General features: G+C 73.4%; 24 protein-coding genes and 2 pseudogenes. 13 read left to right on the top strand and 13 right to left on the bottom strand.

The genetic code is table 11. The features are described 5' to 3' along the window. A pseudogene (locus ABZ873_RS28960) lies at positions 1-230 on the top strand (saccharopine dehydrogenase); the annotation flags it as partial. Positions 231-258: 28 nt separating this feature from the next. On the opposite strand, the gene ABZ873_RS28965 reads toward ABZ873_RS28960, so the two are convergent. Beyond that, the gene (locus ABZ873_RS28965) at positions 259-936 is read right to left on the bottom strand and encodes an endonuclease V (protein WP_360877961.1); all 678 of its coding nucleotides are present in this window, start codon (positions 934-936) and stop codon (positions 259-261) included. A gap of 25 nt (positions 937-961) precedes the next feature. Here ABZ873_RS28965 and ABZ873_RS28970 point away from each other — a divergent pair, with 25 nt between their 5' ends. Beyond that, complete coding sequence (locus ABZ873_RS28970) at positions 962-1,261, top strand: YciI family protein (RefSeq protein ID WP_360877964.1); 300 nt, start codon at positions 962-964, stop codon at positions 1,259-1,261. Between the two features lie 15 nt (positions 1,262-1,276). On the opposite strand, the gene ABZ873_RS28975 is transcribed toward ABZ873_RS28970, so the two are convergent. Beyond that, positions 1,277-2,404, bottom strand: coding sequence for an oxidoreductase (locus ABZ873_RS28975; protein WP_360877967.1), 1,128 nt, complete (start codon positions 2,402-2,404; stop codon positions 1,277-1,279). Between the two features lie 351 nt (positions 2,405-2,755). Here ABZ873_RS28975 and ABZ873_RS28980 point away from each other — a divergent pair, with 351 nt between their 5' ends. The 3 genes from ABZ873_RS28980 to ABZ873_RS28990 all read left to right on the top strand — a co-directional run bounded on the left by ABZ873_RS28980 (position 2,756) and on the right by ABZ873_RS28990 (position 6,223). Continuing rightward, on the top strand, positions 2,756-3,172 hold the full coding sequence (locus ABZ873_RS28980; RefSeq protein ID WP_360877970.1) for an SsgA family sporulation/cell division regulator: 417 nt from the start codon (positions 2,756-2,758) through the stop codon (positions 3,170-3,172). 227 nt (positions 3,173-3,399) lie between these two features. Next, the gene (locus tag ABZ873_RS28985; RefSeq protein ID WP_360877973.1) at positions 3,400-5,040 is read left to right on the top strand and encodes an ATP-binding cassette domain-containing protein; all 1,641 of its coding nucleotides are present in this window, start codon (positions 3,400-3,402) and stop codon (positions 5,038-5,040) included. Between the two features lie 211 nt (positions 5,041-5,251). Beyond that, positions 5,252-6,223 carry an acyl-ACP desaturase gene (locus ABZ873_RS28990; protein WP_360877976.1) on the top strand — a complete coding sequence of 324 codons (972 nt, stop codon included), beginning with the start codon at positions 5,252-5,254 and terminating at the stop codon, positions 6,221-6,223. Positions 6,224-6,264: 41 nt separating this feature from the next. On the opposite strand, the gene ABZ873_RS28995 is transcribed toward ABZ873_RS28990, so the two are convergent. Beyond that, a complete protein-coding gene (locus ABZ873_RS28995) occupies positions 6,265-6,507 on the bottom strand; it encodes a WhiB family transcriptional regulator (RefSeq protein WP_360877978.1) in 243 nt (80 codons plus the stop codon). Between the two features lie 89 nt (positions 6,508-6,596). On the opposite strand from ABZ873_RS28995, the gene ABZ873_RS29000 reads away from it, so the two are divergent. Further along, positions 6,597-7,448, top strand: a complete 852-nt coding sequence (locus ABZ873_RS29000) for a hypothetical protein (protein WP_360877981.1) — start codon at positions 6,597-6,599, stop codon at positions 7,446-7,448. Here ABZ873_RS29000 and ligD read toward each other — a convergent pair whose 3' ends face one another. After that, a complete protein-coding gene (ligD, locus tag ABZ873_RS29005; protein WP_360877984.1) occupies positions 7,449-8,468 on the bottom strand; it encodes a non-homologous end-joining DNA ligase in 1,020 nt (339 codons plus the stop codon). It lies immediately after the preceding gene. Between the two features lie 75 nt (positions 8,469-8,543). Here ligD and ABZ873_RS29010 point away from each other — a divergent pair, with 75 nt between their 5' ends. Next, a complete protein-coding gene (locus ABZ873_RS29010) occupies positions 8,544-9,620 on the top strand; it encodes an ATP-dependent DNA ligase (RefSeq protein ID WP_360877987.1) in 1,077 nt (358 codons plus the stop codon). Positions 9,621-9,659: 39 nt separating this feature from the next. Here ABZ873_RS29010 and ABZ873_RS29015 read toward each other — a convergent pair whose 3' ends face one another. Both ABZ873_RS29015 and ABZ873_RS29020 read right to left on the bottom strand, forming a co-directional pair. Further along, the gene (locus ABZ873_RS29015) at positions 9,660-11,084 is read right to left on the bottom strand and encodes an NAD(P)-binding protein (RefSeq protein ID WP_360877990.1); all 1,425 of its coding nucleotides are present in this window, start codon (positions 11,082-11,084) and stop codon (positions 9,660-9,662) included. 117 nt (positions 11,085-11,201) lie between these two features. Next, the gene (locus ABZ873_RS29020) at positions 11,202-12,188 is read right to left on the bottom strand and encodes an NAD(P)/FAD-dependent oxidoreductase (RefSeq protein ID WP_360877993.1); all 987 of its coding nucleotides are present in this window, start codon (positions 12,186-12,188) and stop codon (positions 11,202-11,204) included. A gap of 65 nt (positions 12,189-12,253) precedes the next feature. Here ABZ873_RS29020 and ABZ873_RS29025 point away from each other — a divergent pair, with 65 nt between their 5' ends. Both ABZ873_RS29025 and ABZ873_RS29030 read left to right on the top strand, forming a co-directional pair. Then, on the top strand, positions 12,254-12,883 hold the full coding sequence (locus ABZ873_RS29025) for an XRE family transcriptional regulator (RefSeq protein ID WP_360877996.1): 630 nt from the start codon (positions 12,254-12,256) through the stop codon (positions 12,881-12,883). Continuing rightward, the gene (locus tag ABZ873_RS29030) at positions 12,880-13,371 is read left to right on the top strand and encodes an NUDIX domain-containing protein (RefSeq protein WP_360877999.1); all 492 of its coding nucleotides are present in this window, start codon (positions 12,880-12,882) and stop codon (positions 13,369-13,371) included. Before ABZ873_RS29025 ends, ABZ873_RS29030 begins: the two co-directional genes overlap by 4 nt. Positions 13,372-13,438: 67 nt before the next feature. Here the strand turns inward: ABZ873_RS29030 and ABZ873_RS29035 are convergent, their stop codons facing one another. The 4 genes from ABZ873_RS29035 to ABZ873_RS29050 all read right to left on the bottom strand — a co-directional run bounded on the left by ABZ873_RS29035 (position 13,439) and on the right by ABZ873_RS29050 (position 18,731). Continuing rightward, entirely contained in the window at positions 13,439-14,095 is a 657-nt protein-coding gene (locus ABZ873_RS29035) for a GPP34 family phosphoprotein (RefSeq protein ID WP_360878002.1), read from the bottom strand. A gap of 90 nt (positions 14,096-14,185) precedes the next feature. Beyond that, positions 14,186-16,285, bottom strand: a complete 2,100-nt coding sequence (locus tag ABZ873_RS29040) for an MDR family MFS transporter (protein WP_360878005.1) — start codon at positions 16,283-16,285, stop codon at positions 14,186-14,188. A 63-nt stretch (positions 16,286-16,348) separates the two neighbouring features. After that, positions 16,349-17,704: a 6-phospho-beta-glucosidase gene (locus tag ABZ873_RS29045; protein WP_360878008.1), complete on the bottom strand. Its 1,356-nt coding sequence runs from the start codon at positions 17,702-17,704 to the stop codon at positions 16,349-16,351. 151 nt (positions 17,705-17,855) lie between these two features. Next, positions 17,856-18,731 (bottom strand): helix-turn-helix domain-containing protein, encoded by an 876-nt coding sequence (locus ABZ873_RS29050; protein WP_360878011.1) that lies wholly within the window; start codon positions 18,729-18,731, stop codon positions 17,856-17,858. A 333-nt stretch (positions 18,732-19,064) separates the two neighbouring features. On the opposite strand from ABZ873_RS29050, the gene ABZ873_RS29055 reads away from it, so the two are divergent. The 3 genes from ABZ873_RS29055 to ABZ873_RS29065 all read left to right on the top strand — a co-directional run bounded on the left by ABZ873_RS29055 (position 19,065) and on the right by ABZ873_RS29065 (position 21,530). Continuing rightward, positions 19,065-19,742: a helix-turn-helix transcriptional regulator gene (locus tag ABZ873_RS29055; protein WP_360878014.1), complete on the top strand. Its 678-nt coding sequence runs from the start codon at positions 19,065-19,067 to the stop codon at positions 19,740-19,742. A gap of 64 nt (positions 19,743-19,806) precedes the next feature. Continuing rightward, the gene (locus ABZ873_RS29060; protein WP_360878016.1) at positions 19,807-20,364 is read left to right on the top strand and encodes a toxin-antitoxin system, toxin component; all 558 of its coding nucleotides are present in this window, start codon (positions 19,807-19,809) and stop codon (positions 20,362-20,364) included. Continuing rightward, positions 20,361-21,530 (top strand): MAB_1171c family putative transporter, encoded by a 1,170-nt coding sequence (locus ABZ873_RS29065; RefSeq protein ID WP_360878019.1) that lies wholly within the window; start codon positions 20,361-20,363, stop codon positions 21,528-21,530. The genes ABZ873_RS29060 and ABZ873_RS29065 overlap by 4 nt, the downstream gene beginning before the upstream one ends. Positions 21,531-21,540: 10 nt before the next feature. Here ABZ873_RS29065 and ABZ873_RS29070 read toward each other — a convergent pair whose 3' ends face one another. Beyond that, a complete protein-coding gene (locus tag ABZ873_RS29070) occupies positions 21,541-22,323 on the bottom strand; it encodes a hypothetical protein (protein ID WP_360878022.1) in 783 nt (260 codons plus the stop codon). Positions 22,324-22,368: 45 nt separating this feature from the next. Further along, positions 22,369-22,962, bottom strand: coding sequence for a hypothetical protein (locus ABZ873_RS29075; RefSeq protein WP_360878025.1), 594 nt, complete (start codon positions 22,960-22,962; stop codon positions 22,369-22,371). Between the two features lie 146 nt (positions 22,963-23,108). On the opposite strand from ABZ873_RS29075, the gene ABZ873_RS29080 reads away from it, so the two are divergent. After that, positions 23,109-24,821, top strand: coding sequence for a protein kinase (locus ABZ873_RS29080; RefSeq protein ID WP_360878027.1), 1,713 nt, complete (start codon positions 23,109-23,111; stop codon positions 24,819-24,821). Between the two features lie 70 nt (positions 24,822-24,891). Here ABZ873_RS29080 and ABZ873_RS29085 read toward each other — a convergent pair. Continuing rightward, a pseudogene (locus tag ABZ873_RS29085) lies at positions 24,892-24,984 on the bottom strand (TetR/AcrR family transcriptional regulator); the annotation flags it as partial.

A 24,984-nucleotide genomic window follows, 5' to 3' on the forward strand; every position in this document is an offset into this window, starting at 1 on the left:
AGTTCGTCAACGAGGGCGAGGGCGACATCCTCACCGTGGGACGGCGCCTGCTGGCCGGCACCGGCTTCCGCACCGACCCGCGCTCGCACGCGGAGTCGGCGCTCTGCCTGGCCCACGACGAGCTGCCGGAGTCCGCCGGGCAGGTCACCACGGCGGTGGCGATGGGTGATGCCCTGCTGGCCCGGCTGCGGAGGGCCGGGATCGTCTTCCGGGTGGCCGACGCGCGCTGAGGTGTACGGGGCGTGCTCGGGCGGCCGTTCAGGAGGCTTCGCGCAGCGCCCGGCGGCACAGGGAGTCGGCGTGCCGGGTGGTCTCCGGGATCCGGAAGCGGGGGCTCAGGGCCAGCGTGTGCGCGCAGGCGTTGTCGAGCGAGACCCGGTGGCCCACGGAGACGTACACCGGCTTGACCCCGTCCCGCGTGCGCAGGGCCCGGCCGGCCTCGGCGCCGTCGGGCGCGCGCAGCGGCGCGGAGTCGCCGCGCCGGGGGCCGGGTTCGTCGTGGGTGAAGGTGAACGGGTTCTTCGCGACGCCGACCGTCGGCAGCCCGGTGACCACGCCGAGGTGGCAGGCGAGGCCGAATCCCCGGGGGTGGGCGAGGCCGTAGCCGTCGCAGACGACGAGGCCGGGCGGGGTGCCCAGGGCGTCGAGGGCGGCCAGTACGGTCGGCAGCTCGCGGAAGGCCAGCAGTCCGGGCACGTAGGGGAAGCTGACGTGCCCGACGGCGGTGGCCTCCTCGACGACCTCCAGGGTGGCCGCGTCGAGCACCACGGCCGCGGCGGCGACCAGGTCGCGGGTGTCGTCGTAGGCCACGTCCACGCCCGTGACGAAGCCGGTGCCGGGCGGCGGGCCGGTCTCGGTGAGTACGAGCCGGGGGCGCAGCTCGTCCTGTATCGCGCGGGCCTCGGCCTCGTCGGCGGGGGTCTTCACACTGGTCATGGTGAGCGAGAGTAGCCTGGCGATCATGTTTGTCATGGAGCTCACCTACACCGCGCCCCTCGAAGCCGTCGAGGAGCAGATGGACGCGCACCTCGCCTGGCTGAACGGCTACTACGCCTCCGGGGTCTTCCTCGCGTCGGGCCGCAAGGTGCCGCGCGACGGCGGCGTGGTCCTGGCGGGCGGGGTGTCCCGGGCCGAGATCGAGCGGATCGCGGCCGAGGACCCCTTCACGGTGGCGGGTGTCTGTGCCTACCGCATCACCGAGTTCATCGCGACGAAGACCTCGACGGACCTCGCGGCCGTCCGGGAGAACCCGGCGGCCTGAGGCCCGTCCGCCGCGTCAGCGGCGCTCCAGGCGGGCCACCCGGCCCTGCTCCCCCGCCGCCCAGCAGCCGGCGTCGGCCGCGCAGTCGACCGTGTCGAAGGAGCCCGCGTCGAGCGGCCGCCAGGTGCGCCCCGCGTCGGTGGTCAGATCCGTCCCGGTGGGCCCGACGGCGAAGGCGGTCCCGCGGCTGTACGGGTACCAGGCCGCGCCGGACCGGTAGGCGGGCGGCGGGGTGGCCGCCGGGCGCCAGGTGCGGCCCGCGTCGGAGGACACGGCCGCGGCCTGCGGGGAGGGCTGGCCGGTGCGGTAGTCGCCGCCGACCGCGAGGCCCCTCGTACGGTCCTGGAAGGCGAGGGCGAAGACCCCGCGTGCCGGATCGCCCGCCGGGACGGTGGATTCCGCGATCCGCCAGGTCAGGCCGCGGTCAGCGGAGTGCAGGATCCGGGCGGTCGCCGCGCCGCCCGTGGCCAGCCAGACGTCGCGCGGGCCCGCGCTGACCAGGCACTGCCCGCTCGCGGCGAAGCCGGCCTCGCCGGGCAGCGCCTCGGGCATGCCGGTGGCGGGCAGGACCCGCCAGGAGCGGCCGCCGTCGGAGGTGGACAGGATGCGGAACTTCCCGTCCACCGGGTCGCTCATCGCGAGGCCGTGGCGGGCGTCGAAGAAGGTGAGGCAGTCGTAGAAGGCGCGCGGGTCGGGGTTGCGGAAGGTCTCGGTCCAGGTGGCGCCGCCGTCCTCGGTGCGCAGCACCCGGGACGCCTCGCCCTCGCCGATGGACAGGGCGACCGCGCGCCGCTCGTCGAACGCCTCGATGTCGCGCAGTTCCAGCCCCTCCGCGACCGCGGCGGGCGGGGAGACGTCCTTCCAGGTGCGGCCGCCGTCACGGGTGCGCAGCACGGTGCCCTTGCTGCCGGCGACCCAGGCGGCGGTGCGGCTGACGGCGGCGAGGCCGCGGAAGCGGGAGGTGCTGCCGGTCGGCTTGAGCGCCCAGCCGGCGGTGTGCGGGGCGGAGCCGCCGGCGACCGGGGCGGCGGGGTCGGGGGCGGGGGCGGCCGCCGCGGGCGTGTCGGCGCGGGCGGTGCCGGCCGTCACCCCGAGCAGCAGGATTGCCGCGCACATGCCAATCCGCAGATCCAGAAGTCTCATGGCGCGGGAAGCTAACGCACCCCTGGTGCCCCGTCCAGGGCGCCTCCCCGGGCGGGCGGCCCGCGGGTGCTCCGCGGCTGGTCGACGGGCGGTCCGGGCGGCCCCTTGGGCCTGTGGAGTGAGCGTTTACCAGCCCTTGTTCACGCCACCGGAGGCCCCCGCTAGCCGCCCTCCGCCCTCGGACACCACCGTCCAACCGGTCACTCTGTGCGATCCGACGGAAAAGTTCCGGCCAGTCGGTGACACAGCTCACGCAACCGCCCATGCACGGATGTGCCGATTCCCGCGTCTATCGGGTTGCCGGGCCCCAGCCCGCAGCCCGGCAGCAGATCCGCCGCAAGGGAGTGAGCCTTGATCACTGTCATCGAGCAGGCCGCACAGGCCCGCCTGGTCGCCACCGCGCCGAAGGTCGAGACCGTTCCCGTGACCCTGTGCTACGACCGCGCCGACCCCTTCGCCGTGCGCATGGCCTTCCCCGCCCCGGCCACGCTGGAGGGGGTCGAGGTCTCGTGGACCTTCTCGCGGGAGCTGCTGGAATCCGGCCTGGACCGCCCGTCCGGCTTCGGCGACGTACGCGTGCGACCGTACGACCCCGACCGGACCACGATCGAGTTCCACGCGGCGGAGGGCGTCGCGATCGTGCTGATGCTGACGGCCGAGCTGCACCGCTTCCTGGAGCGGGCGGCGGCCGTGGTGCCGCCCGGTCTGGAGCACCTCTACCTGGACATGGACCACAGCCTCGCACAGCTGATGCGCGACACCTGCTGAGCCCACGCCCCGCCCCCTACTCCCTTTGATCTTCGGTTAATTCGTTTGCGGGTGGCCACGGCCGCCCGTAGCTTCGTCGACGCCCCATCCCCGTCGAACGGAGCAGGACGTTGCTCTTCTGAGGTCCGAGACACCGGCCACCGCGACCGTCACCACCATCGCGCCTCCCTGAGGGCGTCGGCTGTCTCCCCGCGTTGCACGCACCACTCACGCAACCTGGAGGCCCCATGAGCCACACCCCTGCTTTCATCACCTGCTCCGCGCTGTCCTTCGACTGGCCCGACGGCACCCCCGTCTTCGACGGGTTCCACCTCGCCGTGGGTCCCGGCCGCACCGGCCTGATCGGTCTCAACGGCAGCGGGAAATCCACCCTCCTCAAGCTGATCGCGGGTGAACTGACCCCGTCCGGCGGCCAGTCGTCCGTGGCCGGCACGGTCGGCCACCTCCCGCAGAACGTCACCCTCGACACCGCGCTGCGCGTGGACGAGGCCCTCGGTATCCGCGCCACCCGCGCCGCCCTGCACGCCATCGAGGCGGGCGAGGCCACCGAGGCCAACTTCGCCGCCGTGGGCGACGACTGGGACGTCGAGGAGCGGGCCCTGGCCACGCTCGAACAGCTCGGGCTCGCCCGGATCGGCCTGGACCGCACCGTCGGCGAGCTCTCGGGCGGCGAGTCGGTCCTGCTGCGGCTGGCGTCCCTGCTGCTCGCGCGGCCGGACGTCCTGCTGCTGGACGAGCCCACCAACAACCTCGACCTGCGCGCCCGGGGCCGCCTCTACGCGGCCGTCGAGTCCTGGTCCGGGGTGATGCTCCTGGTCAGCCACGACCGCGAGCTACTGGAGCGGGTCGACCAGATCGCGGATCTGCGCGATGGCGAAGTCCGCTGGTACGGAGGGAACTTCACCGACTACGAGCACCTGATCGCCGCCGAGCAGGACGCGGCCGAGCGCATGGTCCGGGTCGCGGAGGCCGACGTACAGCGGCAGAAGCGCGAACTGGCCGACGCCCATATGAAACTGGCCCGCCGCAAGCGGTACGGCCAGAAGATGTACGACAGCAAGCGCGAGCCGAAGATCGTCATGGGGGCCCGCAAGCGGGCGGCCCAGGAGTCGGCGGGCAAGCACCGCATCATGCACACCGAGAAGCTGGCGCAGGCGAAGGAGCGGCTGGGCCAGGCGGTGGAGGCGGTGCGCGACGACGACGAGATCCGTATCGAGCTGCCCGCCACCCTGGTCCCGCCGGGGCGGCGCGTGCTCACGCTGAGCGATCTGCGACTGCCCCACGGGGCCGCCGTACGGGGCGAGTGGGAGCTGCGCGGGCCGGAGCGGATCGCCCTGGTGGGCCGCAACGGCTCGGGCAAGACCACCCTGCTGCGCACGATCGCCGGGCAGCTCGCACCGGAGTCGGGGACGGCGGAGACGCATGTGACCACGCGGTTCCTGCCGCAGCGGCTGGACGTGCTGGACGAGGAGCGCTCGGTCGTGGAGAACGTGGCGCGGTTCGCGCCGCAGGCCACGAACAACATGATCCGGGCGCGGCTGGCCCACTTCCTGTTCCGGGGCGGCCGGGCGGACCGGCCGGCGGGGACCCTGTCGGGCGGCGAGCGGTTCCGGGCGGCGCTGGCGGCGCTGCTGCTGGCGGAGCCGGCGCCGCAGCTCCTGATGCTGGACGAGCCGACGAACAACCTCGACCTCGCGAGCGTGCGGCAGCTCACGGACGCGCTGGAGTCCTACGCGGGGGCGCTGGTGGTGGCCAGCCACGACGTGCCGTTCCTGGAGTCGATCGGCGTGACGCGGTGGCTGCTGCTGGACGGGGAGCTGCGGCCGACCACGGCGGAGGAGGTGCGGGAGGTGCTGTGGCACGACTGATCGCGCTGAGGGGGACGACATGACCGATGTGACCGGTGCGACTGATTTAGCCGCTTCGCTTCCCCCACATGCGGCCCTCAAACTGCAGAGATAACTGGAGGTAACCGGACATAGCGACCTGCGGGGCTTGGCTGGCCTTGATGTCGCGCTTAACCTACGTTTCCGTAGGCTACGGAACCGTAGGTAGTTCGCTTTGCATCCAGGAGTACCCGTGACGATCACCTCTCCCCACCTCGGCAGCTCGGCGGAGTGGACCGACGCCAAGCTGCTGTACGCGCTGGAAGAGGTGGTCGAGACGGAACTCAACCGCCACCTGAAGGTGACCAAGGACTGGATGCCCCACGAGTACGTGCCGTGGAGCGATGGGCGCAACTTCCCGGCCTTCTTCGAGGACGGCGAGGCGTGGGACCCGGAGCAGTCCAAGGTCACCGACATCGGCAAGATCGCGCTGGTGGTGAACCTGCTGACCGAGGACAACCTCCCCAGCTACCACCACGAGATCGCGAGCCTCTTCGGCCGGAACGGCGCCTGGGGCACCTGGGTGCACCGCTGGACGGCCGAGGAGGGCCGCCACGGCATCGTGATGCGCGACTACCTGCTGGCCTCGCGCGCCGTGGACCCGGACAAGCTCGAAGCCTTCCGCATGCAGCACATGTCGGAGGGCTTCGAGTCCGACAACCGCCACTCGATGCTGCACTCCGTGGCGTACGTGGCCTTCCAGGAGCTCGCCACCCGCATCTCGCACCGCAACACCGGCCACCAGTCCGGTGACCCGGTCTGCGACCGCATGCTGGCGCGCATCGCGCAGGACGAGAACCTGCACATGATCTTCTACCGCAACCTGCTGGGCGCGGCCTTCCAGCTCGCCCCGGACCTCACGATGGAGGCCGTGCGGGACGTGGTGGTCAACTTCCGGATGCCCGGACACGGCATGCCCGGCTTCGAGCGCATGGCCGCGCAGATGGCCATCGGCGGGGTCTACAACCTGCGCATCCACCACGACGACGTACTGGCCCCGGTGCTCCGCTTCCTCAAGGTCATGGACATCACGGGCCTCGGCCCGGAGGGCCAGAAGGCCCAGGACGAGCTCGGCCTGTTCATGAACGGCCTGGACACCGAGGCGAAGAAGTTCGACGAGCGCCTCGCCGCCCGCGCCGCCCGCCTGGCCGCCCGCAAGGGCTGACCCCCGGAGGGCGGCGGCCCGTCCCTCCCCCGGCGGCGCGATCAGCGCCGCCGCAGGGCCAGCCGCTCCGACTCGGAGAGCCCGCCCCAGACCCCGAACCGCTCATCGTTCGCCAGGGCGTACTCCAGGCACGCCACCCGCCCCTCGCACGCCCCGCACAACCGCTTCGCCTCCCGCAGCGAGGACCCCGGCTCGGGAAAGAAGAACCCGGGCCCCGTCTGGGCACACAGGGCAAGCTCGTACCAGGCGGTGTCAGTGGTTGCGGCAGTGGTGTTCATCGACATACGAAAACCCTGGCGCCCTGCGATGGACGTCCGATTGACAACTGATCAACACCACCTCCGTTGTCGTACGACCCCTGCACAATCGGGGCATGTCCGAGAACCTGATCAGCCTGGAAACCGTCCGTGCGCCGTCGGGGGCGCTGGTACTCGGTATGGCCGGATGGATCGACCAGTGGCGGACCCCGGGCCCGCCCCTCTCCGAGCGGGCCAAGGCGGCCGCGGCGGCGGGAGGCGGTCATCTGCGCGAGTGGTTGTGCGAGGCGGTGGCTGTTCCGGCAGCCGGTGACCGGCCCCTCGTGCTGCGAGCCGGCACTTCCCCCTCTCCTTCTGACGGGCGGCCCTCAATCACCACGCTGGAAATCGACCTCGGCCTGCCCTGGCCGGAGACCGCGGACCCGTCGGCGCCGCACCGGCTGGGGGACCTGCCCGTCGACCGGTGCGGAATGGTGGTCGGCGACGCCGCAGCGCTGGACGCGTGGACGGGAACGGACGGCGAGCCGGCCGACGGACTCGCCGACGTCTCCTACTGGGGCCTGTACGCGGACGAGGCACACGCCCGGTTCGGTGGGCTGCGGATCGGACGGAGCGGCGTCAGCGGACCACTTGGCTGGCTGGACCTCCCGCTGGCCGAGGCCACCGCACGCGCGGCGGGACTCACCGCCTGGTGCGACGGCCTCCCTGGCAACGGCCTCATGGTCGCGGTCGACCCGCACACGGACGCGTACCTCTTCCGGCGGGCCGGATGGCAGCACCCGCTCCGCGTCGGCGCGATCGAGGTCGGCGGTTGCCCGGTTCTCGGCATCGCCTGGGACCAGGGCGATCATTCGATGAGGCATCGCGGCGAGCGGCACAGCGGCCGCGTCTACCCGGTCACGCTCGAAGCCGCCGAGGCGGGAACGAAGCTGCTGCGCTGGACCATTCCGCCTCACGCCCCCGCATGATCACGCGTCGGGTTTGGCGCGGCTTGGTTGGACTCGTTTGGGTTCGCCCGGCATTTTGGGGTAGTCCGGGGGGTACGGCATGTCGCCGAGGCCGTGGTCCTGGGCCTGGCGGGCGGCCAGGTCCAGGACGGTGTCCAGGGTGAAGGCGTGGTCGTCCATGTCCGCGTGGAGGTCGCCCAGTTCCGCGAAGCGGGCCGGCATCGTCAGGATGTCGAAGTCGCGCGGCTCCACCTCGTCCACCTCGTCCCAGCGCAGCGGTGCCGAGACCGGGGCGTGCGGGCGGGGGCGGACCGAGTAGGCGGAGGCGATCGTGCGGTCGCGGGCCGTCTGGTTGTAGTCGACGAAGATCCGCTCGCCGCGCTCTTCCTTCCACCAGGCGGTCGTGACCTTGCCCGGCATACGGCGTTCCAGTTCGCGGCCGAGGGCGATGGCGCAGCGGCGGACCTCCGTGAAGGTCCAGCGCGGTGCGATGGGGACGAACACGTGCAGGCCCCGGCCGCCTGAGGTCTTGGGCCAGCCGCGCAGGCCCAGTTCGTCCAGGAGGGTGCGCAGTTCGTGGGCGGCCGCCACCGCGTGGTGGTAGTCGGTGCCCGGCTGGGGGTCCAGGTCGATGCGGAGTTCGTCGGGCCGGTCGGTGTCCTCGCGGCGCACCGGCCAGGGGTGGAAGGTGAGGCAGCCGAGGTTGGCGGCCCAGAGGACGGCGGCCGGCTCGGTCGGGCAGATCTCGTCGGCGGTCCGGCCGCTGGGGAAGGCGATGTGGGCGGTCGGGATCCAGTCGGGCAGGTTCTTCGGGGCCCGCTTCTGGAAGAAGGACTCGCCCTCCACCCCGTCGGGGAAGCGCTCCAGGGTCGTGGGCCGGTCGCGCAGGGCGCGGGTGATGCCGTCCGCGACGGCCAGGTAGTACTCGGCGACATGCCGCTTGGTGAGCCCACGCTCCGGGAAGTACACCTTGTCCGGATTGGACAGCCGGACCGTCCGCCCGGCGGCTTCCAGCTCGATCGCATTGCCCGCAGCACCCATGTGCGCCACGGTAGGCGGGGCCGGCCGCGGGCGCATACCGGGCGGGGCCGGACGTACCACCGCAGAATCGGTGGCATGGATCTGCCAGTGATGCCGCCCGTGAAGCCGATGCTCGCCAAGTCCGTGGCGAAGATCCCGCCGGGAATGCAGTACGAGGCCAAATGGGACGGCTTCCGGGCCATCGTCCACCGCGACGGCGACGAGATCGAGATCGGCAGCCGGACCGGTAAGTCACTGACCAGGTATTTCCCCGAGCTGGCGGCGGCTCTGAAAGCCAATCTGCCCAGCCGCTGTGTCGTGGACGGGGAGATCGTGATCGCCCATGAGGGCCGTCTGGACTTCGACCGGCTGACCGAGCGGATCCATCCCGCGCAGTCCCGCGTCACCCTGCTGGCCGAGACCACCCCCGCCAGCTTCGTCGCCTTCGATCTGCTCGCGCTCGACGACGAGGCGCTGCTCGACACCCCGCTCACCGACCGCCGTACCGCCCTGGTCAGGTCCCTCTCCACCGCTCGGCCCCCCGTTCACCTCGCGCCCGCGACCACCGATCCCGCGCTCGCGCAGGAGTGGTTCGAGCGGTTCGAGGGCGCCGGGCTCGACGGGGTGATCGCCAAACCGCTCGATCTGCCCTATCGGCCCGATGCCCGTCTCATGTACAAGATCAAGCACGAACGTACCGCCGACGTCGTCGTCGCGGGTTTCCGTTTCCACAAGACCGGTGCGATTGTCGGATCGCTGCTCCTGGGCCTGTTCGACGACCGCGGCACCCTCCAGCACGTGGGCGTCTGCGCCGCCTTCCCCATGAAGCGCCGGGCCGAACTGGTGGAGGAACTGGCGCCCCTCCGGCTGGCCGATCCGAGCGGGCACCCGTGGGCCGCCTGGGCCGAGGAATCCGCCCACGAGAGCGCCCGGCTGCCCGGCGCGCAGAGCCGCTGGACCGGCAAGAAGGACCTCTCCTGGGTCCCGCTGCGCCCCGAGCGCGTCATCGAGGTCAAGTACGACCACATGGAGGGCGACCGCTTCCGCCACACCGCCCAGTTCCGCCGCTGGCGCGCCGACCGCGCACCGGAGAGCTGCACCTACGCGCAGCTGGAGGAGGTCGTCGGCTACGACCTCGCCGAGGTCCTGCGCCCGGACGCCGACACCGCCTGACCGCCTCGCAACCGCCCCGGCGAAGCGGAGAAACCCCTCTCACCCCGCCGTCAGCTTCTCCCACTCCTCCCGCCCCGGCCCCGCCTCCCCCGGCGCGTAGTCCGGCCGCGCCGCCAGCCAGCGCGCCACCCGGGCCCGCACCGCCGGGTCCGCGTACGCCCGCTCCGGCGGCTCCGCCAGGTGCCGGACCCGTGCCCGGGCCCGCATCACCTCCGGGTCCTCCAGCGCGCAGTCGAACAGCGCCGCCATCTCCCGCGCCGTCCCGGACCGCCCGGCCCGGGTCGCGAACCGCTCCCCGATCGCCGCGTCGGCCACCACCTGGAAGTCGAACCACGGCTTGAGGACCCGCTCCGCCCACGTGTGGTGGTCCAGGGCGTACCGCGCCGAGCCCGGCTCCCGGTGCGCCGTACGGGCCACCCTGCGCGCCGCCCACAGGGCCAGCGAGGTGCCCTGCGCCAGCGTCGGATTGGTGTGCGTGATCGAGTCCCCGACGGGCACCAGCCCGGTCACCACCGGCCCCCGCTCGTCGACGAGCGCGCTCCACCGGTTGTCCAGGCTCGCCGTGGCCAGCACCCCCGACAGCGGCTCGGCGCCCAGCGCCAGCCATGCCTCCCCCGGCGCGAAAGTACGTGCCGCGCGCTCGAAGACCGCCGGGTCGAGCAGCGCCGAACGGGTGGGGTCCGCCGTGTGCACGAACAGCGTCACCGCGAACACACCGCTGTCCGCCGGGAAGACCGCGCACCCGGCGAAGCTCCCGCCGGTCACCGCCCAGGGCCGGCGCGGCCCCTCGGCCATGCCCTCCGGCAGCCGGTACCAGCGGCAGAAGTAGGCCAGCCCCGTCCGGTGCCGCTCCACCACGGGCGGCCGGCAGCCCAGCGCGCCGAGCCTGCGCTCGATGCCGCCGCGCCGTCCGCCGGCGTCGACGACGAGGTCACCCGCGTAACTCCCCGCCTCCGTGGTCACTCCCGTCACCCGGACCCCGCCCGTCGCCCCGACGTCCGAGCTCGCGCCCGCCCCCGCCCCGGAATCCGCCGTCAGCCCCGTCACCGGCTCCCCGTACCGGACGACCACCCCCGGCTCGGCGCGCAGCGCCGTGGTCAGCGCGCTCTCCAGGACGATCCGGCGCGCCTGGATCATGACCAGGTCCTCGTCCCCCGGCAGCGCGGGAGGGCGTACGTCGAACCAGTCCAGCTCATGCCGCTCGCGCGCGCCGAGCCGCAGCATCTCCGCGTACACATCGGGCAGTTCCTCCCGCAGCACGGTCCGGGCCACCCCGAGCAGCGCGTGCGGCTGGGCCGCCTGGGGTACGGTCGGCCGCCGCCAGCCGAAGAAGTCCCGGTCGAGGGCGGTGCCCGGGGCGCGCGTATCGCGCTCGAACAGCTCCGCCGTATGTCCGTGCCGGGCCGCGAGCAGCGCGGTGGCGAGCCCGCCGACACCTCCGCCGATGACCAGCACATGAGCCATGGAGCGCCCCCCGTCCCGCCGAGCCGTCGGACCGTACGACGATCACACTGCCCAGAACCCGCACGGACGACGCCCGCCCACCACCCGCACATCCGTACGTACGAACACAGCCACCCCTCAGCCCTCCGCGCGCCGAGCCCCCGCCCGGTACGCCTCCAGCGCCCGCCGCCCCTCCTCCTCGATCAGGTCGGCGTGCAGCGCCGCGGCGGCCCGCACGCCCTGCGCCGCCGCGCCCGCGACCTTCTCCATCGGCGCCGTCACATTGCCCGCCAGCCACACCCCGGGAAGGGCGCTGGCCCCGGTATCCGGATCGGAGGCCACGCAGGTCCCGATGACCCGGCCGTCCCGCTCCACCTCCACCGCGCTCAGGCCCAGCGAGGTCAGCACGCCCGAGCGCGCCGTGAAGCGCGGGGCCACCACCAGCGCCGCGCACGCGACGACGGCTCCGCCGGCCACCGTCACCCCGGTCAGCCGGTCGTCCTCGACCGCGAGCCCGGTCACCTCGCCCTCCACCACCTCGATCCCGAGGGCGGACAGCAGCTCCCGGTCCTCCTCGCCGAGCTTCCAGGTGTGAGCGAGCAGGACCGTGCGTCGGCTCCACTGCCGCCAGAGCCGCGCCTGGTGGACGGCGAGGGGGCCGTCCGCCAGCACGGCCACCGGCTCCTCCCCCACCTCCCAGCCGTGGCAGTACGGGCAGTGCAGCACGTCCCGCCCCCAGCGCGCCCGCAGCCCCGGCACCTCCGGCAGCTCGTCCACCAGGCCGGTCGCGACGAGCAGCCGCCCCGCCCGCACGGTCGAGCCGTCCCCGCAGCGGACCCGGAAGCCCCCGTCGGCCAGCCGGTCGGCGGCGATCGCCGTGCCCGGCCGGATCACCCCGCCGTAGCCGGCCACCTCCGCGCGCCCTTTGGCCAGGAGCTCCGCCGGGCTCTCGCCGTCATGGCCGAGGTAGCCGTGCATCCGGGCGGCGGGGGCGTTGCGCGGACTGCCCGAGTCGAGGACCAGCACCGAGCGGCGGGCCCGGACGAGGGTCAGCGCCCCGGCGAGCCCGGCGGCGCCGCCGCCGACGACCACCGCCTCGTACGTCTCTTCGCTTGTGTTGTCCATGTCTGCGAGGTTCTGCCCGTGCGGGCCATTTGACAAATGTTCTTGCCGAAGCGGCAAATGGTGTCATGGCCGCCGATCATCAGGACCCCGACCCGGACGAGGACCTCGCCGAGGTGCTCACGGCCGTCGGCCCCCGGCTGCGCGCCCTGCGCCGGCAGCGCGGTACGACGCTGGCCCAGCTCAGCGAGACCACCGGCATCTCCCTCTCGACGCTCTCCCGGCTGGAGTCCGGGCAGCGCAGGCCCACCCTGGAGCTGCTGCTCCCGCTGGCCAGGGCGCACCGCGTGGCGCTGGACGAGCTGGTCGGCGCCCCCGAGACGGGCGATCCCCGGGTCCGCCCGCGGCCCTTCGTCCGGCACGGCAGCACCTATGTGCCACTGACCCGGCACTTCGGCGGGGTGCACGCCTTCAAGCAGATCCTCCCGCCGGTGGAGGGCCCGCCGGTCGTGCCCGAACTGAAGGTCCACGAGGGCTACGAGTGGCTGTACGTGCTCTCCGGACGCGTGCGGCTGCTGCTCGGGGAGCACGACCTCGTGCTCGGCGCGGGCGAGGCCGCCGAGTTCGACACGCGCACCCCGCACGCCTTCTTCAACGCCGGTCCGCAGGCAGCCGAGTTCCTCAGCCTCTTCGGCCCCCAGGGCGAGCGGATCCATGTCCGCGCCCGGCCCTCCACACCCTCGGAAGGACGTCCATGACCACCCCCGAAACCCGCCCCGAGCGGGCCGTCCCGCAGCCGCACGCCGTCGTCGGCGTCGGCCTGGTCGTCCTCGGCCCGGACGGCCGCGTACTGCTCGGCCAGGCCCACGACGGCCGCTGGGAGCTGCCCGGCGGGAAGGTCGACCCCGGTGAGGACTTCGAGCGGGCCGCCGCCCGGGAGCTCGCCGAGGAGACGGACCTGCGGGTGGCCCCCGAGGAGGTCCGCGTCCTGTCCGTGCAGATCGACGCGCAGTCGGGGCTCACCCGCCTGACGGCGGCCGCCGTGACCACCTCGGCTCGGGGCGTCCCCGCCGTCACCGAGCCACACAAGATCGCCCGGTGGGACTGGTTCGCGCCCGCCGAGATCCCCTCGGCGCTGTTCGCCCCCTCTGCGGCCGTGCTCCGCGCCTGGCGCCCGGACCTCACGGCGCTGCCGCACATCCCCTCGTACGACTACCCGACGACAGGCCCGGCTCCGACCACCTGAGCGCGACCGCACCCGGGACGCGGCCACCGCGGCCGGGGCAGGCGCCATCCCCCGGCCGCCCGCGGTCTCAGCTGACCGCCGCGGCCGTGGCCGCCGTCGCCGCGATCATCGCGACCTGCACTTCCCGGATCGCCACCCGCACCGCCTCAGCAGCCCACTTGCCGGCGGCTATCTCGCCCATCCGCGGACGCACCTCGCTCGCGCGATGCCCCGGGAACGCCAGCCGGTGCAGCTTCGCGGAGTGCAGCAGGGCGATGAGGGTCGCCGTCCGCTCGTCCGGCTCGGTGTCCCCGAGGACGGCGGCGTCGAGCCGGGCCCGCAGGGCCACCTCGACCGTCGCGTCGGCCTCCGGGTAGCGCCGGACGGGGAACATGCCGAGCACCTTGTGCCGTTCCTCCACCACCAGCCCCCGCGCGGCCAGGCTCTCCAGCGTGGCGGAGACGGCCCGCATGTGGTCCTTGGTCAGCCAGTCCGAGACCCGCCGGCGCCGGCCCCGCAGCCAGGTCTCCATCAGGGGCAGCCGGCCGTCGAGCAGCGGCACCCCGGTGGGCTCGGTGCCGGTGAGCTCCAGGTGCTTGCCGGATACCGCTATGCGCTCCGCCAGGACGAGCTCGACCAGGATCCCGGCCGCGACCGCCCAGCCCGCCGCCTGCCGCTGCCGCGCCGCGCCGGACTCCTCGTCCAGCGAGAGCAGCATGATCTCCTCGGCCAGTGTGATGTCCATGCCCGTCCCCGCCCCTCGGTCCTTCCCCTGTCCTGCCAGGAAGGACGTGCGGAATCGGACGGAAGTTCCTTGGAGGAGTCACCCGTTCGGCTACTGCCGGGCCGGCTCCACCGGGGCGAAGTTCCCCTCCCGCAGGTCCTCCGCGAGCAGCCGCTTGGCGATCGCGTCGGCCGCCACGCGCAGTTCGGCGCTGCGCGGCCGCCCCCGGTCCTTCTCCAGCCGGTCCCCCAGCCACCGCGCCCACGCGGCGGAGATGACCCCCGCCTCCCGCGCCCCCGCGCCGGTGAGCGCCAGGAAGTGCCCGTCCCGCGTCAGATAGCCCTCGTCCACCATCCGGTCGAAGACCGGCAGCAGCACCTCCGGCGGCAGGCTGCGCCGGTGGGCGACCAGCCCCAGGCTGGCGTAGCCCACGGTCCGGGTCAGCAGGTCCACCTGCATCACCGCCCACGCCCCCGCCATGTCCAGCCGGGTGTCGGAGCCGGAGACGATCGCGCGGGCCTGCTCCGGCCCCATGGTCCGTACGAGCTTGCCCACCGCCAGCTCCAGCAGCTTGGCGGAGTCCCCGGAGGCGGTCGCGGGCGAGCCGAAGCCGTCGCCCATGTCCGTGGACGCGGCGCGGGCGCTGTCGCGCAGCTTGACCTGCTTGAGGAAGAGCCCGACGACGAACCCGACCACCGCGACCGGCACGGTCCACAGGAACACGGTGTGCAGGGCGTCCGCGTAGGCGTCGATGATGGGCCCCGCCGCCACCGGGTCCAGCCCGTGCACCCCCTCGGGGCTCGATGCCGCCTTGGCCAGCTCCCGCGGGTCCTCGCCGGTGAGCCGCGCGGACTCCGCGACCCCGGCTCTCAGCGCGGGCCCGAGGCTGTTGGCGTAGATCGTCCCGAACACGGCGGTGCCGAAGGCGCTGCCGAGCGTACGGAAGAAGGTGACGCCGGAGGTGGCCGTGCCGAGGTCGGCGTAGTCGACGGTGTTCTGCACGGCGATGGTCAGCACCTGCATGGACAGGCCGATGCCGGCGCCGAGCACGAACATGTACAGCGATTCCAGCAGCGAGCTGGTCCCGGGGTGCATCCGCGACAGCAGGTACAGGCCGACTCCGGTGACGAGGTTGCCCACGATCGGGAAGATCCGGTACTGCCCGGTCCGGCTGGTGACGGTGCCGCTGAACACGGAGGCGATCAGCAGCCCGAAGACCATGGGGAGGGTGCGCACGCCGGAGATCGTGGCCGAGTCGCCGTCCACGTACTGCAGGTAGGTCGGCAGGAAGGTCATCGCCCCGAGCATCGCGAAGCCGACGATGAAGCTCAGGACGGAGCACACCGCGAAGACCGGGTTCCGGAAGAGCCGCATCGGCAGCATCGGCTGGGCGGCCCGGGTCTCCGTCAGGCAGAACAGCGCCAGGGCGATCACGCCGCCGACGAACAGGCCGATGATCACCGGCGAGTTCCAGGCGTACTCGTTGCCGCCCCAGCTGGTGCCCAGGATCAGCGCGCTGGACCCGATCGCGACGAGCGCGATGCCCAGGTAGTCGATGACCGGGCGCCCCTCGGCCCGCACCGACGGGATGGTCTTCGCGGCGGCGATGACGACGAGGATGGCGATCGGGACATTGACGTAGAAGCACCAGCGCCAGGTCAGGGCGTCGGTGAAGAACCCGCCGAGCAGCGGTCCGATCACGGTGGCGACACCGAAGACCGCGCCGATCATGCCCTGGTACTTGCCGCGCTCGCGCAGCGGCACCACGTCCGCGATCAGGGCCATGGCGGTGACCATCAGACCGCCCGCGCCGATGCCCTGGACTCCGCGCCACAGGATCAGGAAGGTCATGTTGCTCGACAGCCCGCACAGGAACGAGCCGCTGATGAAGACCACGGCGGAGATCTGGAAGATCAGTTTCCGCCCGAAGAGGTCACCGAACTTGCCGACCAGGACCGTCGACACGGTCTCCGCGAGCAGGTAGGAGGTGACCACCCACGACATGTGGTCCCCGCCGCCGAGGTCCGCCACGATCGTGGGCAGCGCAGTGCCCACGATCGTCTGGTCCAGGGCCGCGAGCAGCACCCCCAGCATGATCGTGCCGAAGATGACATTGCGGCGCCGCCGGTCCACCAGGGGCGGCGCGGCCGGGGCGGTGGCGGGGGCGGTGGTCACATCTCGCACTCTCACAGCCCGCCCGGCGCCCCGCATGCGGCACTGGGCCGTACGGGGGCTCGGGCGGGGGCCCGTGCGAGGTGGATCGGCTCCGGGCGGTCAGCGCAGGTGAGCCAGCTCCGGATGGGCCCGCGCGTACCCGTCCACCAGCCGCCGCGCCACCCCCACCGAGTCCACCAGCGGGTGCAGCGCGAACGCCTTCACCGCGTCCGCCCGCGCCCCGCTCGCGGCGGCGGCCAGGACCTCGCGCTCCACCGCCTTGACCGCCGTGACCAGCCCCACCGCGTGCAGCGGCAGCGGCGCGACGCCCGTCGGGTGGGCGCCGTTGGCGTCGACGAGGCAGGGCACCTCGATCACCGCCTCGGCGTCCAGCACGGACAGGGTGGAGCCGTTGCGGACGTTCAGGATCAGGGTGGCCCGCTCGTCCCGGGCGATGGCCCGCATCAGCGCGAGCGCCACCTTCTCGTAGCCCCCGGACTCCAGGTCGCTCTCCTCGCGCTCCCCGACCCCGGCCACCTCGCGGTTCTCGGCCATGTACGTGGCCTCGCGCTCGGCCCGGGTGCGGTCCCAGGCGGCCAGCGCCGCCCCGGCCGGCAGCCCCTCGCGGCCCGCCTCGGCGTAGAAGCCGCGCTGCTGGTCGCGCAGGAAGGCGCCGCGGGTGCGCTCGGCCTCCTGGTAGGCCCGTACGGTGTCACGGTTGAAGTAGTAGTAGTGCAGGTACTCGTTGGGGATCGCGCCGAGCGAGCGCAGCCACTCGGCCCCGAAGAGCCGCCCCTCCTCGAAGGACTCCAGCGCCTTGGGGTCGGCCAGCAGCTTGGGCAGCTCGTCGCGGCCCGCGATGCGCAGCCCGCGCACCCAGCCCAGGTGGTTGAGGCCGACGTAGTCGATCCACGCCTCCCCGGGCCGGGCCCCCAGCAGCCGGGCGATGCGGCGGCCGAGCCCGACGGGCGAGTCGCAGATGCCGATCACCCGGTCGCCCAGCTCCTCGGCCATCGCCTCGGTGACCAGTCCGGCCGGGTTGGTGAAGTTGATGACCCACGCCTCGGGGGCCACCCGGGCGATCCTGCGGGCGATCGCACGGGCCACCGGGACGGTCCGCAGGCCGTACGCGACCCCGCCCGCGCCCACCGTCTCCTGGCCCAGCACCCCTTCTGCCAGGGCCACCCGCTCGTCCGCGGCGCGCCCCTCCAGCCCGCCGACGCGGACGGCGGAGAAGACGAAGTCGGCGCCGCGCAGGGCCTCGTCCAGATCGGTGGTGGCGGTGACGGACGGGGCGTCCGGTACGCCGGCGGCCGCGGCCTGGTCGGCGAGGACCCGGGCCATGGCGGAGAGCCGCGCCGGATCCTCGTCGTACAGCGTCACCCGGGACACCCTGCCCTCGGCACGGTCCCCGAGCAGCGCTCCGTACACGAGCGGTACCCGGAAGCCGCCCCCTCCGAGGATCGTCAGCCGCACGCCCTTACCGCCCTTCGCCCGTGTCCGTCCGTACGGATGCGGGCGGCGGCGCCGGTGGCGGTGCCACGGTCCGTGCCACGATCGGCGACACCACCGGTGGCACGGGACGCCCGGCGCGCTCCCGCCCGCGGCACCAGTCTGCCCCGGCCGGTCACTCCCCCAGCGACGGCACGGCGCGCAGCCGCGCCCCGCCCTGCTGGTACGTTCCGGCACCGCCGCCCGGTACGGGTCCCGTCGGCGCGCCCTGCGGGGCGGAGAGCACCAGCGTGATGCGGGTCAGGCCCATGCCGTCCAGCATCCGGCTGGATTCCGCCACCATCCGGCAGCGCACCAGGCCCCACCGCGGATCGGGGTGGCGTACGGTGCGCACCGCGCCGTCCTGCTCCGCCGCCTCGGCCCCGTGCTTGCTCAGCCAGTGCGGTACGCCGTACCGGTAGGCCGCCTCCATGAACGGGTCGCGGGCGACCTCCTGGCGGATGCTGCGCAGCCCCTCGTCCTCCGGGGACCCGGCCAGCGCGGCCGCGAAGCGGGCCAGCAGCGGGACGCACCAGGCCGGCTCGTGGTCCTCCAGCACGGCCGCCGCGTCCGGGTGGAACAGCACGAAGCGCAGGAAGTTGTCGTCCGGCAGGGCCGTGGGATGCGGCCGCACGGTCTGGAAGAGCTGGTCGAAGGCCGAATTGGTGAGCGCGACGTCCCAGCGGTGGTCCACCAGGAAGCTCGGGTACGGCACGGACTCCATCAGGGCGGCGTAATCGCACAGGTAGTCGCGCTGCGCCGGGTCCTCGGGGAGCCGGTTCTCCTCGGAGGCGCGCCAGGTGGGCGGCGGGTCGCGGTCGACCATGACGCGGAACAGCCAGAAGCACTGCCGCTCGCTCATCTCCAGGGCCTCGGCCAGGGCGAGCAGCTTGCGGTCGGTCCACTCCTTGACGAGGCCCCGTTCCCAGTTGCCGTACGCGCGCACGCTGATGCGCAGGCGGGCGGCCACGTCCTCCTGGCTCAGGCCCAGTTCCTCGCGTCGCTGGCGCAAAATCTCCTTGCGCCGCTCGGAGCGCACCGCTCCGCGTGCGGACTCCTCGCCCGCCAGGCGTTCTTCACCGGCTCGGACGAGCCCATCGGACGGGCCCACCGCTGCGAGATGTGGCACTGAGAGCTCCCCCTCCTCCGGTCTGGATCTTCATTTCCGTGTGGCGATCCTGCTACCGACTTCATTCGAGTGTCAACTATTGTGGCAATTCCAGCCTCTTGACAGCTCATTCCCGCCACAGCTGTGGCACGTTCTAGCCCTTACGCGCGAGAGCGGATAGATTCCAGAAGCCGACCATGTGCCGTACCGACTTCGCGCGATCTAGGAGAACCACTGGTGACAGACGGCTTCCCGGCTCCCGTCGCGGTGGCCGACGCACCCCTGGCAGCGACCATCACCCGCGTCGCCGAACTCGCGGGCAAAATGGGCCGCGACCTCAGCCAGGTCTTCGACCTGCGCCGCCTCTCCGAGGCTTCGGGCGTGCCCACGGACGTGGTGAAGACCCTGCTCGACGGCAGGCCCGCCGGTGAACCCGATCTCCAGGCCCGCTTCCTCCAGCGACTCGACCTGCTGCGGCGCACCCGTGTCAAACCGAACGGCCGACGGTACACCCAGCAGGAGATCGCGGACGGTGCCGGAATGTCCCGGCAGCAGGCAGGGGCGCTGATCAACGGCGACCGCCGCCCCACCATGGAACACTGCGACGCTATCCAGCGCTTTTTCGGGGTACACGCGGGATTCCTGACCGCGCACGACGCGGACGCCCTCACCGACGCCCTCCAGCGGACCGAGCAGCAGTTGCTCCAGGACTTCGCGGGGCGGGCCCGGGAGAGCGTCCCCGGCGTACCCGCCGCGGCGGCCTCGGCCGGTGATCCGCTGGCGAGACTCCTGCAGAACCACGGTGTGCGGGGCATCGCCTGGCGCGCCGCCCAACTGCCCAGCGACAAGCACCGGGACAAGGTGACGGAATGGCTGGACATGCTCCTCGAAAGCGTAAAACCGAATGAATCCTGACCCAGTCGAAAGTCTGGGTCTGATCCTTGAGTCCTGATCCGGATCCGCGCCGACGGGGAGAACGGTGAGCATAGGCAGAGAGCAGCGGCGGTTGTGCGGGGAGCTGGTGGCCGGGATCCGGCTGACCGCCCCCGTGGAGCCCATGGACCTCTACGCTGCCCTCTGCGAGGGCATGAGCAGACACCGCGGACGCCGGGTGGACTTCCGCATGGCCTCGTTCCCCCCGCACACGGCCAGCGGGCTCTGGCTCGACATGGCCGACCGGGATCTCGTCGTCATCGAGGAGCGCACCGCGCCCGACCACCAACTGGTGATCCTCGGTCACGAGTTGTGGCACATGAAGGCCGGCCACTGCAGCCACCACGTGGACGGGGCCGCCGTCGCCGCGCGCCTGCTGTCCGACGAGGCCGACATCGGGGAGACCGTGCGCCGCGTCGCCGCCCGTACCCGCGCGGACGTGGCGGAGGAGACCGAGGCCGAGACCTTCGGCTTACTCCTGGGCAGCCGCTGCCGGAACTGGCTCGCCGGGTCGGGACACCACCGGGCCCCGGTGCAGCGTGATCAGCTGGCGGGCCGGATCGAAGCCTCGCTGGGCTACCGGGGGCTGAGGAAAGACCGTTGACCGGTGAGGACTACTACATACCGGCGGCCGCGATGGCGGTCTCGCTGGCCTTCAAGGTGCCGGCGCTGCGGCACAACTGGCGCGATCCGCTGCTGCGTTCCGTCGTCGCCCTGCTGACCCTGGCGGGAGCCGTCTTCGCCTTCGCCGCGCCGCCCACCATCGCGGCGGTCAACCGCGCGACCGGGATCACCAACTTCTCGGCCCCGCTGGTGTACTGCCTGATCACCGCGTTCAGCGCCTCCTGCCTGGTGCTGATGGTCAACTGGCGCGGCGGCGAACCGGAGCAGACCCGCCGCGTCTCCCGCCGCTGGATCCTCGGCTACAGCCTGGTCGTCGTCGCGCTCGTCGTGCTGTTCCTCCTCGGGGACACCCCCGTGGAGCGCCTGCGCGACTTCGACACCTACTACGCGAACACCCCGTACATCGCCCACATGATCGCGCTCTACCTGCTGGCCCACCATGTGGCCGCGGTGGTCATGGTGGTCCTGTGCTGGCGGTGGTCGCTCCAGGTGCGCGGCTGGCTGCGGACCGGCCTGGTGATCATCGTCGCCGGCTACATCTTCAACCTGGCCTACGACGCCACGAAGATGACCGCCGTCGTCGCCCGCTGGGCGGGCCACGACCTCGACGGCCTCAGCACCTACGTCGCCCCGCCGCTGGCCTCCCTCGGCGCGCTGATCAGCGCGGTGGGCTTCGTGGTGCCGCTGGTCTGCCAGCGGCTCTCGGACCACTGGCAGACCTGGGCGACGTACCGCCGGCTCGGCGCCCTCTGGCAGGAGGTGCAGATCTCCGCGCCCGCCGGGACGCCCTCCGTACGGATGGCCTGGTGGTCGGCGGCCGAACTGCGCGTGATCCAACGCGAGTCCGACATCCACGACGGCTTCCTGCACCTCGGCCCCTACTTCGACAAGGGCCTGCGCGACGACGCCTACGACAGCGCCCTCGCCGGCGGATCCGACGAGGACACCGCACGCGCCGTCGCCGACGCCGCCATGGTCGCCGCCGCCGTACGCGCCCGCTCCGCGGACCCCGAGGGCCGGATCGTCGGGGAGGACGAGGAGGCCCCGGTGGACACCGCCGACGGGCCGCGCGACCTCCTGCGGATCTCCCACGCCCTGCGGCACTCCCCCGTGGTGCAGGAGGTCAGGCGGCGCGTGGCCGTCTGACCTCGCGCGGTCAGCGGGCGGCGGCCACCGCCACCGCCGCCTTGGGGAACAGGTCCTGGAACGGCCCGGCGGAGTCCAGCCCGGCGCGCCCGTAGGGGGCGTCGAAGCTCCACACCATGAACAGCAGGAACACGATCAGGGCGCTGAACAGCCCCGCGAGCAGCAGCTCCCGCCCCGAACGCCGGATCTGCAGGGTGAAGATCAGCCCGACGGTGACCACCGCGCCCACCAGCAGCCCGAACCACACCACACCGGGCAGGGTGGACCCGGAGCTCTGGGTCCGCGAGTGCCGGGCCTCGTCGGCGGCGGCGATGTGGTCCAGCAGCGGCTGGTACGCCTGCGCCTGGAGTTCATCGGTGGGGCTCTGGTGGGTGACGGAGCTGCGCAGCTTGCCCAGCAGCGCGCCGCCCTCCGAGGAGGCGCTCTCGCCGGAGGTCAGCCGCGGCCAGTCCACGGCGACGGTGTGGGAGACGTACGCGTCCACCTCGCCCCGGATCCGGTCGCGGACGGCGACCGGGTAGACATCGGCGCGCTGGGTGACCTCGTACAGCGCCTGGGCCTCGCGGCGGACGCTGTCCTCGGCGGCGCCGCGCGCCTCCCAGACGCCCGCGATGGCCAGGCCCAGCACGATCGCGTAGACCACGCCCACCATCATCGTCATGTACTCGATGACGTCGGGGGTTTCGCTGGTGTCCTCGTCGTCGGCGGCCCGGCGGTGCCGGATCGCCGTGAAGGCGAGGACGAGGGCGCAGACGAGCGCCATGGCGATGGCCAGGACCAGCCATTCGGACACGTGGGTTCTCCGGTGGGATAGAGGGGTCGGACGAGGCGGCAGGGATCAGCCGCGGCTCTTCGAACGGGGGCGCAGCGCGGCCGCGGCCAGCACCGCCGGGGTGGTGACGACGACCATGAGCGTCACGGTGGACATCCCGCCCGGGCCGCGCCGCTCCAGGGCCACCGAGCGGTACGGACGCCAGGCGAAGGCGGTCCCGGGCGCGGCCGCGGCTCCGCCGGCGGGCGGGGCGGGAGCTGCACCCGGCGCCGCCTCCGCGACCTCCCCGGCAGCCGGCGCGGGCGGCGAGGGCTCCGCCCGCCCGGCCCCGGCCTTCGCGGCAGGCAGCGCGGCGGCCGCGGCCCGCGGCGGCTCCGCCGGCCCGGGCTCCCCCGGCCGGACGGCCGGCTCCCCGGCGGAGGCCCGGGGGCGGTGCCCGGGGTGGCGGACCGTCGGCAGGTCGATCCCGGGCACGGCGACCCGTACCGAGGGCGGCCCGGAGGGCACGGTGACCAGCGGCTGCGAGCGGCCGCTGCCGGGCACGCACAGGTCGACGCGGGCCCCGCGGCCGTGGCCGTCGCCCGCGACGGCCACGTGCCCGTGCAGCGGGCAGAGGGCCGCCACCAGCCCCGCCCCGGCGAAGTACTGCCAAGCGGTCACCGCGCGCCCTCCCAGTTCCGCAGCGGAGACGAGCGCTGCGTCTGAAGAAACGATCAAGGCCCCGGTTCGACACGCCGTGCGGCCCGAAAGGCGGGCCGGGCCCGCCGTCGGCCGCGACGCGGGCGGCGATACGGCATGATGTCGCCATGGTCACCGAGGGGGAGAACGCCCGTCTGATCGCGGGGCGTTACCGACTGGACGCCAGGCTCGGACGCGGCGGCATGGGCGTCGTGTGGCGGGCCACCGACCAGTTGCTCGGCCGCAGCGTCGCCGTCAAGGAGGTGGCGCTCGACCCGGGACTCTCCGAGGACGGCGCCCGGCGCCAGCGCGAACGCACCCTGCGCGAGGCGCGCGCCGCCGCACAGCTCAAGCACCCCCACATCATCGTGGTGCACGACGTGGTCGAGGACGGCGAGAATCCGTTCATCGTCATGGAACTGGTCGAGGGCGGCTCCCTGGCCGACCGGCTCGCCCGCAGCGGCCCGCTGGACCCCGCCGAGGCCGCCCGGATCGGGATCGCCCTGCTCGGCGCCCTGGGCGCGGCGCACGCGGCCGGGGTCCTGCACCGCGACATCAAACCGGCCAACGTCCTGCTGGAGGCGCCGGGCGGCCGGGCGGTCCTCACCGACTTCGGGATCGCCCAGGTGTCCGGCGCGACGACGCTGACCGCCACCGGCTCCTTCGTCGGCTCGCCCGAGTACACCGCGCCGGAGCGGATGTCGGCGCAGACCCCGGTGGGGCCGGAGTCGGACCTGTGGTCGCTGGGCGCCCTGCTGTGCGCGGCCGTCAGCGGCACCTCGCCCTTCCGCCGGGACTCCCTCGGCGGTGTGCTGCACGCGGTGGTGTACGACGAGATCCGGCCGCCCGCCGCCTGCGGGCCGCTGCTCCCGGTGGTACGGGGACTGCTGGAGCGGGACCCCGCCGCCCGGCTGGGCGCGGAACGGGCGCGGGAGCTGCTGCGGGCCTTCGCCGACGCGGAGCCCGGGCCGCCCGCCTCCGCCTCGGCCCGGCCGACGGTGGTGGGGCCCGTACCGGTGACGGCGCCTGCCGTGGAGCCCGTACCGGTGACGGCGCCCGCGGTGGCGCCCGTAGCGGCTGCCCCGGTGGATTCCGGCGGGGCGGGCGGGGCCGGTGGGGCCGGCGGGGCCGTTGTGGCCGGGAAGCGGCGGCCCGTGGCGGCGCTGGTGGCCGGGCTGCTGGTGGCCGCGATCGCCGGGGCGGGCGTGTCCGCCGCCGCGCTGATGATGAACGGCGACGAGCACGGACGTACGGTCGCGAGCGGGGCGGCGGACGGGAAGGGCTCCGTCCCCGACCCCTCGGTACCGGTCGGCACGACCACCACCCACCCGTCGGGCGTCGGGCAGGCCGCCGCTCCCTCCGCGCGGCCGCTCCCGTCGGCGGTGGGCGCGGACGCCCCCGCCGGCTACCGGGTCGTCCAGGACCCGGCGGGGTTCACGCTGGCCGTTCCGGAGGGGTTCACGCGCCGGGCCGAGGGGCCGCGGATCTTCTACACCTCCGCCGGGGACACCTTCCGTATCGGCGTCAAGGTGACGGAACCGGAGTCCGGCGGCCCGCTCGCCGTCCACCAGCGCGCCCACGCCAAGGGGACCACCAACAACCCCGGTTACCGCGACGCGGCGGTGACGGCGGCCAGCCACCGCGGCCGCGACGCCGCCCTGTGGCTGTTCACCTGGGACGGCTTCTCCGCGACCGAGGGCCCCCGGCTCACCCGCGACCTGTGCTGGGAGGAGGACGGCCGGCTGTACGACGTGTGGATCTCGGCGCCGGTCGCACGGGCCGAGGAGGCCCGCGGCTACCTCGACACCGCGCTGCGCACCTTCACGCGGACCGGCGGCTGAGGCCGACCGACGGCTGAGGCCGACCGGAGCGCTGACGCCGGAGGGGCGCGGCCCGGGGTGTGTGCCCCGGCGCGTACAGGCCCTCCTTGCCGCCGAAGTGCTCGTACACCACCGGCTTGGACACCCCGGCCTTCGCCGCGATCTCCTCCACCGACGTGCCCTC

It is taken from the genome of Streptomyces sp. NPDC047014 (assembly GCF_040644195.1).
In the GTDB taxonomy this organism is placed as follows: domain Bacteria; phylum Actinomycetota; class Actinomycetes; order Streptomycetales; family Streptomycetaceae; genus Streptomyces.